The 14,519-nt window shown below is 50.6% G+C and carries 12 protein-coding genes and 1 pseudogene; 4 read left to right on the top strand and 9 right to left on the bottom strand.

Annotated elements, in window-relative coordinates:
* Positions 1 to 11: 11 nt before the first annotated feature.
* Positions 12 to 1,097, top strand: coding sequence for a cytochrome-c peroxidase (locus C5610_RS02610; protein WP_158682643.1), 1,086 nt, complete (start codon positions 12 to 14; stop codon positions 1,095 to 1,097).
* 165 nt (positions 1,098 to 1,262) lie between these two features.
* Here C5610_RS02610 and dps read toward each other — a convergent pair whose 3' ends face one another.
* Complete coding sequence (gene dps, locus C5610_RS02605; RefSeq protein WP_105305762.1) at positions 1,263 to 1,772, bottom strand: DNA starvation/stationary phase protection protein Dps; 510 nt, start codon at positions 1,770 to 1,772, stop codon at positions 1,263 to 1,265.
* Positions 1,773 to 2,083: 311 nt separating this feature from the next.
* Entirely contained in the window at positions 2,084 to 3,226 is a 1,143-nt protein-coding gene (locus C5610_RS02595) for an RNA-guided endonuclease InsQ/TnpB family protein (RefSeq protein WP_105305760.1), read from the bottom strand.
* Between the two features lie 295 nt (positions 3,227 to 3,521).
* On the opposite strand from C5610_RS02595, the gene C5610_RS02590 reads away from it, so the two are divergent.
* From C5610_RS02590 to C5610_RS02575, 3 genes and pseudogenes are all read left to right on the top strand, one after another.
* Positions 3,522 to 3,776 carry a helix-turn-helix domain-containing protein gene (locus C5610_RS02590; protein WP_105305759.1) on the top strand — a complete coding sequence of 85 codons (255 nt, stop codon included), beginning with the start codon at positions 3,522 to 3,524 and terminating at the stop codon, positions 3,774 to 3,776.
* A 3-nt stretch (positions 3,777 to 3,779) separates the two neighbouring features.
* Positions 3,780 to 5,083 (top strand): annotated as a pseudogene (locus C5610_RS13845) (type II toxin-antitoxin system HipA family toxin).
* A gap of 405 nt (positions 5,084 to 5,488) precedes the next feature.
* Positions 5,489 to 6,238, top strand: a complete 750-nt coding sequence (locus C5610_RS02575; protein ID WP_105305757.1) for a hypothetical protein — start codon at positions 5,489 to 5,491, stop codon at positions 6,236 to 6,238.
* A 62-nt stretch (positions 6,239 to 6,300) separates the two neighbouring features.
* On the opposite strand, the gene cysQ is transcribed toward C5610_RS02575, so the two are convergent.
* From cysQ to galE, 7 genes are all read right to left on the bottom strand, one after another.
* On the bottom strand, positions 6,301 to 7,035 hold the full coding sequence (gene cysQ, locus C5610_RS02570; RefSeq protein WP_105305756.1) for a 3'(2'),5'-bisphosphate nucleotidase CysQ: 735 nt from the start codon (positions 7,033 to 7,035) through the stop codon (positions 6,301 to 6,303).
* 229 nt (positions 7,036 to 7,264) lie between these two features.
* Positions 7,265 to 7,870: an adenylyl-sulfate kinase gene (gene cysC, locus C5610_RS02565; RefSeq protein WP_105307680.1), complete on the bottom strand. Its 606-nt coding sequence runs from the start codon at positions 7,868 to 7,870 to the stop codon at positions 7,265 to 7,267.
* 312 nt (positions 7,871 to 8,182) lie between these two features.
* On the bottom strand, positions 8,183 to 9,601 hold the full coding sequence (gene cysN, locus C5610_RS02560; RefSeq protein ID WP_105305755.1) for a sulfate adenylyltransferase subunit CysN: 1,419 nt from the start codon (positions 9,599 to 9,601) through the stop codon (positions 8,183 to 8,185).
* Positions 9,602 to 9,615: 14 nt separating this feature from the next.
* Positions 9,616 to 10,527: a sulfate adenylyltransferase subunit CysD gene (cysD, locus tag C5610_RS02555; RefSeq protein WP_105305754.1), complete on the bottom strand. Its 912-nt coding sequence runs from the start codon at positions 10,525 to 10,527 to the stop codon at positions 9,616 to 9,618.
* A gap of 69 nt (positions 10,528 to 10,596) precedes the next feature.
* Positions 10,597 to 11,763 carry a nucleotide sugar dehydrogenase gene (locus C5610_RS02550; RefSeq protein WP_105305753.1) on the bottom strand — a complete coding sequence of 389 codons (1,167 nt, stop codon included), beginning with the start codon at positions 11,761 to 11,763 and terminating at the stop codon, positions 10,597 to 10,599.
* Positions 11,764 to 11,931: 168 nt separating this feature from the next.
* A complete protein-coding gene (gene pgi, locus C5610_RS02545; RefSeq protein ID WP_105305752.1) occupies positions 11,932 to 13,422 on the bottom strand; it encodes a glucose-6-phosphate isomerase in 1,491 nt (496 codons plus the stop codon).
* Between the two features lie 65 nt (positions 13,423 to 13,487).
* Complete coding sequence (galE, locus tag C5610_RS02540) at positions 13,488 to 14,519, bottom strand: UDP-glucose 4-epimerase GalE (protein ID WP_105305751.1); 1,032 nt, start codon at positions 14,517 to 14,519, stop codon at positions 13,488 to 13,490.

Below are 14,519 nucleotides of genomic sequence, written 5' to 3'. Positions count from 1 at the left end.
CGCGGAGGGCAATGCTTTCGTTGGCGTTCGCACTGTTATCACCGTTTGCTCATGCCGGAAGCGACGAAGACCCATCGACGGAAGCATTGTGGCAGCAATATCTGCGGCCGCAAGCACAGTGGCCGGCCTTACCCAAGGAGGCGCAGCCGTTGGCACCGCTGCCGGATCCGCACCCGCTGCGGGCCGCTCTTGATGATCCCTTGGTGGAGTTAGGCGAGAAGCTGTTTCACGATAAGCGCTTATCACAAACGGCCGAAGTCAGTTGTGCGTCCTGCCATCTCGCCAGCCACGCCTTTGCGGATCCGCGCGCCCGCTCGCTGGGGGTGCGTGATCAGGAAGGCCGCCGGAATGCACCGGCGCTGCTCAATACGCATTTGTGGGATCATTTTTTCTGGGACGGCCGGGCATCGTCATTGGAAACGCAAGCGGTGATGCCGGTGGAGGATCCGCTGGAAATGGCACACAGTCCTAAAGCGATTGTTGAGTGGGTGCGCAAGGCGGAAGATTACCGGCCGCTGTTACAGGGGCTGAATACCTCTTTGTCTGATTTGGATTGGTCGTTACTGGCGAAGGCGTTGGCGGAGTTTCAGCGCTCACTGATGGATGACCCGAAGGAGCAGGTGCTGGATCGTTTTTTATTGGCGGTGGCGGCAGAGGATTGGTCAACGGCACGGCAGTCTCTGTCGGACGAGCAGTTACTGGGGTTGCATTTGTTTCGGACCAAAGCGGGCTGTGTGAAATGCCACAACGGCCCACTGTTGTCCGATCAGCGCTTTCACAACATGGGTCTGCACTATTTCGGGCGTAAGTTCGAAGATCTCGGACGTTATGAGGTGACAGGTCTGAACAAGGATATGGGGGCATTCCGTACGCCGTCGCTACGACACTTGGTGTTGACCAAGCCGTGGATGCACAATGGATTGTTTACTCAGTTAGAGGGGATTGTAAGGATGTACGAGCATGGCGGCGCGCGACCACGTCGGCCAAAGAACTTGCCGCCAGAGGCGTACTACCCAAAAACCACCGAGTTATTGGTGGCTTTTGAGCTCAGCGACCAAGAACGCCAGGCCCTGCTCAGCTTCCTCAAAACCCTGTAGCTTGCGCCTTTGGCGCAAGTCAGTCTGCCTTTCTCACCGCTGAGGCCGCTGAGTACGCGGAGAAAAACCTTTTTAATGGAAAACCCATGAGTCAGGGTTTGTGGTTTCCGATAAAAACCTCCGCGCTCTCCGTGCCCTCAGCGGTGAACAGTGCCCTCAGCACACTTAATGGCTGCTGAGCTCCCCCGAAGCCGATTCAATGTGGGCGCGGACGAACCACTGGAACTGCTCCAACTCCGCCAGTTGCCCCGTCAACATATCTTCCGAGACAGGATCCAACTCGGCCAGTTTTTCCATCGCCTGCCGGTGATCGCTATTAACACCGTCATACACTTTATCCAGCGCAGCTAAGTGCTCGGTCACCAGCCCTCGACCGATAGAGTAATCATCCCAACGACGGCGCTCGACAATAGACTGCGGTGTACCGAAAGGCACGCCTCCCAGCGTTGCAATGCGCTCTGCGATGGTATCGGTCATTTCACGTACCGAATCCACTTGTGGATCGAGCATTTCGTGAACGCCAATAAAATTAGGTCCCACCACATTCCAGTGGATGTGTTTTAACGTCAGTTGTAAGTCAATCAAGGCTACCATGCGGTCATCGAGTAAACTAATGACGTTCTCTGCTTTCTCGGCGTTTAACCCCGGAGCGGTAAAATCTGCAAACTTGCTCATACTTACTCCTTGTTAATTTGAATTCCCTTTAGGGTACGGGAGTAAGAGTTCATGAGATCAAAGAACGCCGAGCCTTCGTTTCTCACCGCAGAGGCCGCTGAGTACGCGGAGAAAAGATTATTAATGGAAAACCCAATAGGTCGAGTTTTGTGTTTTCCAATAAAAACCTCCGCGCTCTCCGCGCCCTCGGTGGTGAACACAAAAGAGCTGCTCACAGGTAATCATCTACGTAGAAAATATTGCGTGACTACTCACCGCCTTATCAGGCGATGCTTCTTACTTCATTAGCCGTTGCTCGATAGTATCGAGGCTTACGCAGCTTCCATAAGCAGAGACGACCGTCCAGCCGCCTTTAATTCCAGAATGCCTTTATCACGGATATTGAAGGCGGCATTTAAGTCGCGATCTATATCCGTCGTTCCGCATGAGGGGCAATCCCACTTTCGAACAGACAAGGGCATTTCTTCCATTTTATGACCGCAACAATGGCATGTTTTAGAACTGGCGTACCACTGGTCGAGCTTGACTAGGTATTTGCCTTGCTCTTTCAGTTTGTATTCCAGTTTCGCAACAAAGCTATGCCATGCGGCATCGGCTATGTGTTTTGCCAGTTTACGGTTTTTCATCATATTGGCCGATTTCAATGTCTCAACTATCACCGCTTGGTTTTCGTCAACGAGAGTTCGAGAGCGTTTGTGTTGAAAGTCGGCACGAGCGTTTGCTGCTTTTTCGTGGCATTTTGCAACCAACAAACGAGCCTTTGCTCGGTTGGCGCTCCCTTTAGCCTTACGAGACAACTGGCGCTGCTTACGTCTGAGATTTTTCTCAGCGCGTTTTACAAATCGAGGGTTGGCAGTCTTTCTGCCGTTTGATTCGATGGTGAAGTGAGACAGCCCCAAATCAACACCTATAACCTTGCTTACAGTGTGAAGTAATGCAGGCGCTTCGACTCCATCATCCACAAGAATTGATGCGTAAAACTTACCTGTTTTACTCAAACTGACAGTAATGCTTTTTACTGCACCCGTAATTTCACGATGAATATTTGCCTTTACAGGCTGCATTTTGGGCAATTTAACAGCCCCATCCAGCACTTTAACACCCACACAGTGGTAACTCGACTGTTTGCCGTGCTTGCGTTTAAATTGCGGGAATTTGGCTTTTAACTTCGGGTTGAAGAAGTTGTCAAAGGCTTGGTGAAGGTTGATGACCGCCTGCTGTAAGGCGATTGAATCATATTGTTTCAACCAGTGGTATTTTCGTGATTTCTTAGCAACTGCAAGCAGTGGTTTTATATCCTTTTTTGGATTCAGTGTGACACCATGCTTGCGATACATATGAGACTTTAAATGCAGAGCCTTGTTGTACGCGAAACGCACAGCGCCAAACTGAGCTATTAAAAACTCAGCCTGCTCTTGAGTTGGGTAAATGCGTACTTTTGTCGCTCTTAACATTTAAATCATGCAACTGTATAGATAACCAGTATTCTCCTGATATAGCTTTGCTTGTCAAGGACGTTGAGGCCTCGCCTCAATCGCCTTATATCCCCGCCCGCTTGGGCGAGGGTTTACGGCGAAATTGCTAATGTTTTTGCCACAGCAACTGTTAAATTATTGTAACAAGCCGTCTCAATTGGTCTTACTCTATAGCGTATATTTTTACAGTATACGCCATAGAGTATATTTGCTTTTATTACGCTATAGCGTATACTAAAAATCCAAACTGAACGGCCACTATCCGGGTAATACCATGAATATCACAAGACCTGAGCAACTAAGCGCGTTTATCAAGGACTACCGCAGTAAAAGCGGTCTCACTCAGTCCGATATTGCAAAGCTTGTGGGGATCCGTGTCGCCACAGTATCGGATTTCGAAAATAAACCCCAAGCCTGCAAGCTAGAAACCTTCTTTAAGATTCTGGCCGCGCTTAATTTAAAAGTCGATATAGATACACGAGATACCGGAAGCCAAGGCGATTCATCAGAATGGACGGAAGAGTGGTAAACAATGGATAAACTCGATGTTTACATGAACGGGCTAAAAGTGGGGGAGTACGGCCGTAGCCGCAGTGGGGCAAATACATTTCAATATGATGAAAGCTGGCTAAAGTCGCCGGGGCGTCGCAGTATTTCACTTTCGCTGCCGCTTCGAAGCAAGCCCTATTCGGGGCCAGAAGTTTATAATTATTTTGACAATCTACTTCCCGACTCCCGGGAAATTCGAGAACGCATCGTTGCGCGTTTTCAAGCCGACTCTAGTGAGCCATTTGATATATTAACCCAAATCGGCCGCGACTGTGTTGGCGCTATACAACTGTTACCTCATAAGGCACAGCCACCCAATGTGAAGCGCATTGACCTAAGCCCGCTATCTGAAAAGCAACTAGCGAAAATCTTGAGGGGATATCAATCTAAAACCCCGCTGGGTATGTTAAAAGATGAAGCGGATTTTCGCATTTCTCTTGCAGGGGCCCAGGAGAAAACAGCTTTATTATTTCATAACGGCCAGTGGTTCTTGCCACATGACGCGACACCAACAACGCACATAATCAAGTTACCCATCGGTGAGATACAGTCTCATGACCGAGTTATTGACATGAGACATAGCGTTGAGAACGAATATTTGTGTCTGCAGATTGCAAAAGCTTATGGGTTTGAAGCCGCAAATTGCGAGATCATTACTCCTGATGACACAAAAGCGCTTGCCGTAGAGCGTTTTGACCGTAAACAGAGCCCAGACGGGTCGTGGATAATACGTCTTCCGCAAGAGGATTTTGCCAGGCCACTGGTACATCACCGGCAAGAAAATATGAAACCGATGGCGGTCCGGCAATTTCGCAGATTATGAAGGAGCTGCTAGGGTCAGTTAAACCTATTGAGGACCGTTACACCTTCATGCGTGCGCAAGTTTTATTTTGGCTGTTAGGTGCGACTGACGGCCATGCCAAAAACTTTTCTGTTTTTATCGAACGTGAAAACCGATATCGCTTAACGCCACTCTACGATATCCTGTCGGCGTTTCCAGCTATTAATAAAAAGGGTTTACACGAAAAAGATCTGAAGCTTGCCATGTCGCTTAAGGGCAGCCAAGGAAGAAAGTATGAATGTCGAATGATTCGTCGAGAGCACTTCCTGGCAACCGCTAGGGAGGTTGGTTTCAGCCAAGATTCCATGAACGAGATATTAGACGATATGGCTGCAAGGACGGAGAGTGTCATAGAGCAGGTTAGTTGCGGTTTACCTGAGTCGTTCCCCAGTTTTATTGCTGAACCCATTTTCAATGGTATGCGCAGATACAGTCAACGCCTCTAGAGACCACTCAATATAAACGCCGTGCCCTCAGCGGTGAACACAAAAGAGCTTTCTCACCGCAGAGGCCGCTGAGTACACGGAGAAACCATTTATTAATGGAAAACCCAATGAGTCAGGGTTTGTGTTTACCATTAAAAGACTCTGTGCTCTCCGCGCCCTCCGCGGTGAACAAAAAAGACCTTTTCACCGCTGAGTATACGAAGAAACCATTTATTAATGGAAAACCCAATCGGTCAGGGTTTGTGTTTACCATTAAAAGACTCTGCGCTCTCCGCGCCCTCCGCGGTGAACAAAAAAGACCTTCTCACCGCGGAGGCCGCTCAATACACGCAAACCACAAAGTTGCCGAACCACAAAAGGGTCTGTATAGTTTTTAAAAACAAAAACTTAAGGATTTCTTAGCGCATGATCGCTATGCACACCACGCTAACCGGTCGCTTACCACCTGCGGGCGGGATGATGGCTTTGTTGGGTCTTGCTGTCACCATTGGTGCCTTCTCGTCCATCTACTTTGCTGACTGGTTCATCTACCCGATGCAATGGGTGAGTGATTTCCTGCACAACGCTGAGCTAATGCTCATCAGCCTGCTGCACTTAGCCGGTTTATCGGACAACCTGTCGGCAACCTATTACTCTTTTGCGCGGAAAGATAACGTGGGGGTATTCGCAGGAGGGTTATATATTGCGACCGAAGTATTCTATTTGGTTGCAGTGGTGGTGTTAGCGACAAGGGCGGCTACGCAAAGTCATGAGACAGCGACTCAACCGTCAGCACCAAAGAAAACCATTAGCGCGTATTTACTGCTCAATCTGGCGTACACCGTCGCGTTTTTCTACTGGATTATGTTTGATATACAGTTCGCTCACAGTTACCAAGACGCGTTGTTAGGTCCGTTGAGTGAGCGTACCGACAGCCTCGCCAGTGCGTTCATCGGTACATGGGGCTGGAAACTGATGTTATTCGTGCCACTGCAGTTGGCACTGATTGTTGCTGTCTGGCGCGGCAGCAGCTGGTTTAAGCGTGTGTTCGCGGGGTATTTACTGTTTGATGTTGTCTACTACGCAGTACTGTCCTATTTAGCCACTGGTTCGCATTCAGGGCTATTTGTCAGCACGCTGGCACTACTGATGTTTATTCCCTATCTGCGCAAATAGGATTGCAGTACCGTGCGCCTTTGGCGCACGGTACAACTTCCGCGTCGTGTCAGAGGCACGACCTACCGGGCAATGAAGTACGGGTTCAGGAAGGAGTCTTTCTGGTTGTAACGCAGCGGTTCACCGTCGACGGTGGTAATGGAACCACCGGCAGCATTAAGCACGGCGTGCGCGGCCGCGGTATCCCACTCCGAGGTTGGCCCTAAGCGCGGGTAGATATCGGCTTTCCCCCCGGCTACCAGACAAATTTTTAACGAACTGCCCATCGGTACCATTTCGTAAGGCTTGCCCAGTTGCTCCAGCCAATCGGTGGTTTCCTGCGAAGCGTGTGAACGCGAGCCAACAATACGCAACGTTTCAGGCGTATTTTGCTCGACCTGAATCGGGGTATCATTTAACGTTGCGCCATTATCACGGTCGCCCACATACATGGCATCCAGCACCGGCGCATACACCACGCCCATAACCGGCTCGCCGTTCTCAATCAGTGCGATATTGACGGTGAACTCGCCGTTGCGCTTGATAAACTCTTTGGTGCCATCCAGTGGATCAACCAACCAGTAACGCTGCCACTGCTGACGCTTATCCCAGCTGATATCAGCAGACTCTTCAGACAAAATGGGATACTGCTCATTCAGCTGACTTAACCCGTCAACAATCACCCGGTGTGCGGCCAGGTCGGCCTTAGTCAGGGGGCTGTCATCGCCCTTCAACTGCACATCAAAATCGTCGCTGTTATAAATCTCCATAATCGCCGCGCCAGCATCACGCGCGATCTGTTCCAATTCCTTCAGCATCAACAAATTCCTTAATGAATATGTTTTTCACCGCAGAGGACGCTGAGAACCGCAGAGAAAAAACTTTGAATGGGAAACCCAATTGTTAGGGTTTTTGGGTGGGATTAGGCGTGGTGCTTGTCGTCAGCACCGCTGCCATTGTCACCAAAGAATCACGGCGTTATGTTTTCCAATAAAAAACTCCGCGCTCTCCGCGCCCTCTGCGGTGAATAACCTCCGCGCTCTCTGCCTACTCAGCACCCTCAAAGATAAAGCCCTGGCGGCGTAGGTAGTCGATGACTTGCTCAGCCGCAGCCTCAATACTCAACGCCCCCGTACGCAGGTGAATCTCCGGCGATTCCGGTGCCTCATACGGCGACGAAATCCCCGTAAAATGCGGAATGTCACCCGCTCGCGCCTTCTTGTACAACCCTTTGGGGTCTCGCTGTTCACAGACAGCCAACGGCGTATCGACAAACACCTCAATAAACGCATCACCCGCCAGCGCCCGCGCCTGCGCCCTGTCCGCCCTAAACGGCGAAATAAACGCTGTCCCCACGATAAGCCCGGCATCCACGAACAGCCTCGCAACCTCGGTGATGCGGCGGATGTTTTCCACCCGATCTTCATCACCAAAACCCAGATCGTTATTTAACCCATGACGAACGTTATCACCGTCCAGCAAATAGGTGTGACAGCCCAATTCAAATAACTTGCGGTCCACCGCATTGGCAATGGTCGACTTACCCGAGCCGCTGAACCCGGTATACCACAGCAGCGCCGGGCGGTGCCCTTTGGCTTTACTGCGCTCAGCGCGGTTGACACTGGCCTCGTGCCAGACAATAGGTTCACTCATCATTCACTCTGTGTCGTTACAGTAAATAAAAATAGCCAATCGTGGTGATGGTGATCAGCAAATACACCACGGCCATCGGTACACCGCTGTATAAAAAATGTTTTAGGCGATAGCTGCTGGCATTAAACACCATCAGATTGGTTTGATACCCATAAGGGCTGATGAAACTGGCGGGAGGCGCAGGGAAAGCGTCTAAAAGTGGACCCCCTTTTGTTTTGGGCTTTCCATTTAAATGTCTTTTCTCTGGGCCCTCCGCGCCCTCTGCGGTTCACTGTTTTAACCACACACCGTAACTTGCGCAAAATGCGCGAGCTACTTCAGCAGGTCTTTGGCTTCCCAATGCGGGAAGTGCTTGCGGATGAGAGCGTTCAGCTCCAGTTCGAACTCGCTGTACTGGTGTTTGTCGCCACGGCTTTCGTCCGAGTCGGACAAGGCCTGCTCAATCATACCAGCGGCTACCGTCATGTTGGTAAAACGGTCGATGACAATAAAGGCGCCCGTTTTCGGGTTGCTCTGATAATCATCAAACATCACCTTTTCGGTCACCCGGACATCCACCTCACCGATCTCATTTAACCCCAGTTCACCGGCTTTGTGCTCGGCAAAGGTATTAACGTCAATGCGGTGCTGAATGTCTTCCACCTCTCCGGTGGTTAGCTTGCTGTTAAATTTTAGGTAGTATTCGCGGTGGGTTTGTAGGGGGTCATCGTTCATCCACACCAGTTTGGCGCGAAAACGTGTCGACACATTCGGCAACGCGTCTTTTTTTACGATCATGTCGCCACGGCTGACGTCGATTTCATCGTTCAGTGTCAACGTAACCGCAGCCGGTGCCTGGGCAGAGGCGTGTTCGCCGTCAAAACTGACGATCGACTTAACCGTGGATATCTTACCGGACGGTAATACTCGTATGGTATCGCCCACGGCAATCGCGCCCGACGCAATGGTTCCGGCAAAGCCACGGAACGTCGAGTCAGGGCGGTTAACGTACTGCACCGGAAAACGAAATTCCGAGTGGCTGACCGCGCGTTGCACGTCCATAGTTTCGAGGTATTGCATCAATGTCGAGCCACGGAACCAACTGAGGTTTTCCGAACGGTTAACGACATTATCGCCGTTCAGCGCACACACCGGCACAAAGCGTATGTTGGGGATATTCAGTGCACCGGCCATATCCAGATAATCGGCTTGAATGCGTTTGTACACGCGTTGGGAATAATCCACCAAATCCATCTTGTTAACGGCAACGATGATGTTTTTTATTCCCAGCAATGAACAGATAAAACTGTGGCGGCGGGTTTGGGTTTGCACGCCTTTACTGGCGTCTAGCAGAATAACGGCTGCATCACAGGTTGACGCGCCGGTGGCCATATTACGGGTGTATTGCTCATGACCAGGGGTATCGGCAATGATGAACTTGCGTTTATCGGTAGAGAAATAACGGTAGGCAACGTCGATGGTAATGCCCTGCTCGCGCTCGGACTGTAAGCCATCAACCAACAGCGCAAGGTCGACCTGATCACCCGTGGTGCCGACTTTTTTACTGTCCGCCGTAATGGCCGCTAACTGATCTTCAAAGATCATCTTACTGTCGTGCAGTAATCGGCCAATCAACGTGCTTTTGCCGTCGTCAACACTGCCGCAGGTGATAAAGCGCAGCAATTCCTTACGTTCGTGCTGCCGGAGGTAGGAAAGAATGTCGTTATCGATCAGCGCAGAAGTGTGACTCATTCACATGCCCGGTACTAAAAGTACCCCTCCATTTTTTTCTTTTCCATGGAGCCGGAACTGTCGTGGTCGATGACACGGCCCTGACGTTCCGAGGTTTTGGTCAGCAACATTTCCTGAATGATTTCGGGTAGGCTGGTGGCGTTGGACTCAATCGCGCCGGTCAGTGGATAACAACCTAAGGTGCGAAAGCGCACCCGTTTCATCTGCGGGGTTTCGCCCGGTTCCAACGGCATACGATCATCGTCAACCATGATAAGGGTACCGTCACGTTCAACCACCGGCCGTTCTTTGGCGAGGTACAGTTGAGGAATATCGATGTGTTCTAAATAGATGTACTGCCAGATATCCAGCTCGGTCCAGTTAGACAGCGGGAACACCCGAATACTCTCACCTTTGTGTACGTTGCCGTTAAAAATATTCCACAGTTCAGGTCGTTGATTTTTCGGGTCCCAGCGGTGGTTTTTGTCGCGGAACGAATACATCCGTTCTTTAGCCCGCGATTTTTCTTCGTCGCGGCGGGCCCCGCCAAAAGCGGCATCGAACTGGTATTTATTGAGCGCTTGTTTTAATGCCTGGGTTTTCATTACATCGGTGTGCAACGCACTGCCGTGCGTGAACGGACCGATGCCTTTTTCCAGACCCTCGGGGTTGATGTGCTCGATAAGTTCAAAGCCATGTTGCTCCGCCATGCGATCACGAAAAGTGATCATTTCGCGAAACTTCCAGGTGGTGTTAACGTGCAGCAACGGAAACGGAATCTTCCCGGGGTAAAACGCCTTGCGCGCCAAGTGCAATAACACCGACGAGTCCTTGCCCACCGAGTACAGCATCACCGGGTTATCAAACTCAGCCACGACCTCACGCAGAATATGAATGGCTTCGTATTCCAGTGCTTTTAGGTGCGTTAGCTTTTTATCAGTGAGCATTGAACCCCTTTTCTGTATCTTACACCTCTGGCGCAAGCGTAATGTTCAGAGTGCCATAGGCACGAACGACTAATCACTGCCAAACAAGTCCCGCGTGTAAACCTTGTCGCTGACGTCTTCCAGCTCCGGTGCCATGCGGTTAGAAACAATTACGCACGCGTCACGTTTAAAGGCGTCAAAGTCGGTATACACTTGGGAGTTGTAAAAATGCGGTTCTTTCAGCGCCGGTTCGTACACAATTACGTCGATGCCTTTGGCTTTGATGCGTTTCATAATGCCTTGTATTGCCGAGGCACGGAAGTTATCCGAGCCTTGCTTCATCACCAGGCGGTAAATGCCAACGCGTTTGGGGTTGCGCTCAACAATTTTACCCGCAACAAAGTCTTTACGGGTACGGTTGGCATCGACGATCGCCTGGATCAGCGTTTGTGGCACGTCTTCGTAGTTGGCCAGCAGTTGTTTGGTGTCTTTTGGCAGGCAGTAGCCCCCGTACCCAAACGACGGGTTGTTATAATGGTCGCCGATACGTGGGTCCAGGCATACACCATCAATGATCTGTTTGGTGTTTAGGCCGTGGGTTTCGGCATAGGAATCCAGTTCATTAAAGTAGGCCACGCGCATGGCGAGATAAGTGTTCGCAAACAGCTTAATCGCTTCAGCTTCGGTCGAATCGACAAACAGCGTTTGTACGTTGTCTACCAAGGCCCCTTGCAGTAACAACTTGGCAAAGGTTTCTGCTCGCTCCGAACGTTCACCGACGATGATCCGTGACGGGTACAAGTTGTCGTACAGCGCTTTGCCCTCGCGCAGAAACTCTGGCGAGAAGATGATGTTGTTACTGCCGTATTTTTGCCGAAGCTGTTTAGTATACCCCACCGGTATGGTCGATTTGATGATCATCACCGCATCCGGGTTGACCTTAAGTACCTGCTCAATAACTGCTTCGACACTGCGGGTATTAAAGTAATTGGTAACCGGATCGTAATCGGTCGGGGTGGCAATAATAACATACTCGGCATCGCGGTATGCGCTGTCGCCGTCGCTGGTTGCGGTTAGCTGCAGTGGTTTATTGGTTAGGTAGTCCTGGATGTAATCATCCACGATCGGTGAGCGGCGCTCGTTAACCGCGGTCACTTTTTCTAGGTTTAAATCAACCGCCGTTACCTCATTGTGTTGCGCCAGTAACACCGCATTGGATAACCCGACATAACCTGTTCCAGCTACTGCAATTCTCACGTAATTACCTCATCCTTTCGAAAGCGTAGCTTGCGCCTCTGGCGCAAGTATAATCAACATTCTGTCCGTAGCTTGCGCCTCTGGCGCAAGTATTATCATCATTCTGTCCATAGCTTGCGCCTGTGGCGCAAGTATAATGTTCAGAGTGCCATAGGCACGACCGACAGATCACATATTTCTGTAACGACGAATAATCGCATCGGTTGATTCATCAAACGCGGTATCGGCATCACCGTTTAGGCTACCCATCACGTCGAGCGCTATTTTTTTGCCTTTTTCCACACCGGGTTGATCGAACGAGTTTAACTTCCAGTAGACGCCCTGTACAAACACTTTATGTTCATAGGCGGCGATCAATTCGCCAAAGCTTTCCGGGGTAAGCTCGTCCATCATTAACAGGTTGGACGGATGTCCGCCGGGGTAATGATCGCGGGGTGATTCGGTGTTTTTGGCACCAAACCACATTAACCGGCGATGGGCTAAACAGTTCGCCACCGACAGTTGTTGCTGTTCGGCCAGCTTAGCGGCAACGGCACTGTTAAAGGTAGGCGCGTTGCGTTTAAGCACCAGCACAAAGTCAGCGGCAAAGTCATCGTAGCCCTGATGCAGGTGCTGGAAGAATGCGTGCTGTCCGTTCGGCCCAAACCCACCCCAGATGATAGGCCCGGTTGGGTAATCAATGGCATGATTATCGGCGCTGGCCTGTTTGCCGTTACTTTCCATGTCGAGCTGTTGCAGATAGTTAGGCAACATGCGCAGGCGACCATCGTATGGCAGTATCGCCAGGTTGTTGATGCCGCGCTGTTCGCGGTTATGAATCCCGTGCAGTGCCAATGCCAGTGGAAGGTTCTTGCTTGCCGGGGCGCTGGCAAAATGATCGTCCATGGCTTTGGCGCCTTCCAGCATCCGCTCGAAAGTGTGTAGACCGCAGCTGAGCGCGATGCTTAACCCGATCGCAGACCATAACGAGTAACGCCCGCCAACCCCTTCACCAAAGGTAAACTGATGTGCCTCGGGTATGCCGTAATCGCCCATTTTTTTGGCGTTGGACGACACCCCGATCACATGGTGTTGCAACCACTGCTCTTGATTAAGTTGCGGTTTTATCCATTCACGGACGGTATTAACATTAGCCAGTGTATCGATGGTGGAAAACGACTTAGACGCAATAATGAAAACGGTGGTTTCCGGGTCGATGATTGGCAGTACCGCGTACAACTGACCACCGTCCATGGACGAGACAAAATGTACGTTTAAGCTATGGCTCTGATGGTCATCAGCAAATTCTTTTAGCGCGAACGAGGCCATGTTGGGGCCAAGATCGGAGCCACCCACACCGATATTAACAACAGCGGTTATCGGCTTGCCGGTAGCGCCAAACCAGTTACCCGAGCGCAGTTTACGCACTGTGTCGGCAAAACGGGTGTCACGGCGGTTAGCCGTTACCACAGCATGATAAGATCGCGTTTGCGGATGCGTGACATTACGCTGCTCGGACACATTAACGTACTCACCGCGCATGAGCAGATTAATCGCCTCGCTTAAACTTTGTTTTGTCGTACCGCCTTCATCGCCAAAGTACTCATCAAACAAAGCTTCTGTACTCTGGTACTGGTAACTGGTGTCCAAATGCAGGGTGTTACTAGAAATCAGCGGCATGGGGAAAGTCCTTTTTGTATCTATTCATCATGATTGATACCAGTAGCTTGTGCCTTAGGCTCAAGTCAGTCTACGTTGTAGCCATTGGGGTTATTTAATTGCCAGTTCCACGAATCTCGCATCATATCATCTAATCCGAGTTCGGCTTTCCAGCCCAGTCGTTTGTGTGCATAATCCGGATCGGCATAGCAAACAGCGATGTCGCCGGGTCGACGCTCAACAACCTGGTATGGTACTGATCTACCACTTTGTTGTTCGAACGCGGATATGACGTCAAGTACGGAGTAACCTTGCCCGGTACCGAGGTTAATCGCATCAAAGCCAACCGGAGCGCTCTGCTCCATCAGCGTTAATGCGTCGAGGTGACCGCGGGCCAGATCAACGACGTGAATATAATCACGTACACCGGTGCCGTCGCTGGTTGGGTAATCGTTGCCGTAGACACTGAGCTGTTCAAGCCGTCCTATAGACACTTGCGACACGTAGGGCAACAGGTTATTCGGAATACCGTTTGGATCTTCGCCGATGAGCCCGGATTTATGTGCGCCAACGGGGTTAAAATAGCGTAATACCACAGCTGACCAGCCGGAGTCGGCAGCACAAAGATCTCTAAGAATTCGCTCAACCATGTACTTTGATGTGCCGTACGGGTTGGTGGTGTTGCCTACCGGTGATTGCTCATTAATGGGCACGGTCTCAGGGTCACCGTATACGGTCGCTGATGATGAAAACACGATGTTCTTAACGCCAAAGTTTTCCATTACTTCGCACAACGCGAGGGTACCGCTGACGTTATTTTGATAGTAACGCAAAGGTTGCTCTACGCTCTCACCAACGGCCTTTAGGCCGGCAAAATGAATCACTGAGCCTATCGAGTGTTGGCTAAACAGCTCCTGCAAACAGGTTTTGTCGCAAATATCACCTTCCACAAGGGTAATCCGTTTACCGGTGATTTTCTCGACACGGTTAAGACTTTCTTTGGAGCTGTTTGAAAAATTATCCAAAACAACAACCGAGTAGTCTGCATCGAGTAATTGGACAAGGGTGTGCGAACCGATGTAGCCGGCTCCGCCGGTGACGAGTACGTTATGATTCAC

The sequence above is a fragment of the Idiomarina sp. OT37-5b genome (assembly GCF_002968395.1).
GTDB lineage: Bacteria > Pseudomonadota > Gammaproteobacteria > Enterobacterales > Alteromonadaceae > Idiomarina > Idiomarina aquatica.
The sequence above is the reverse complement of the archived record's forward strand: the minus strand, read 5'-3'. Positions and strand labels throughout refer to the sequence as shown.

What these genes read in the sequence shown, in the direction of transcription:
- C5610_RS02575 (WP_105305757.1), top strand. Translation starts at nt 5,489, where the DNA reads ATGATCGCTATGCACACCACGCTAACCGGTCGCTTACCACCTGCGGGC.
- C5610_RS02595 (WP_105305760.1), bottom strand. Translation starts at nt 3,226, where the DNA reads ATGTTAAGAGCGACAAAAGTACGCATTTACCCAACTCAAGAGCAGGCT.
- cysC (WP_105307680.1), bottom strand. Translation starts at nt 7,870, where the DNA reads ATGAGTGAACCTATTGTCTGGCACGAGGCCAGTGTCAACCGCGCTGAG.
- pgi (WP_105305752.1), bottom strand. Translation starts at nt 13,422, where the DNA reads ATGCCGCTGATTTCTAGTAACACCCTGCATTTGGACACCAGTTACCAG.
- cysD (WP_105305754.1), bottom strand. Translation starts at nt 10,527, where the DNA reads ATGCTCACTGATAAAAAGCTAACGCACCTAAAAGCACTGGAATACGAA.
- cysQ (WP_105305756.1), bottom strand. Translation starts at nt 7,035, where the DNA reads ATGCTGAAGGAATTGGAACAGATCGCGCGTGATGCTGGCGCGGCGATT.
- C5610_RS02610 (WP_158682643.1), top strand. Translation starts at nt 12, where the DNA reads ATGCTTTCGTTGGCGTTCGCACTGTTATCACCGTTTGCTCATGCCGGA.
- C5610_RS02590 (WP_105305759.1), top strand. Translation starts at nt 3,522, where the DNA reads ATGAATATCACAAGACCTGAGCAACTAAGCGCGTTTATCAAGGACTAC.
- dps (WP_105305762.1), bottom strand. Translation starts at nt 1,772, where the DNA reads ATGAGCAAGTTTGCAGATTTTACCGCTCCGGGGTTAAACGCCGAGAAA.
- cysN (WP_105305755.1), bottom strand. Translation starts at nt 9,601, where the DNA reads ATGAGTCACACTTCTGCGCTGATCGATAACGACATTCTTTCCTACCTC.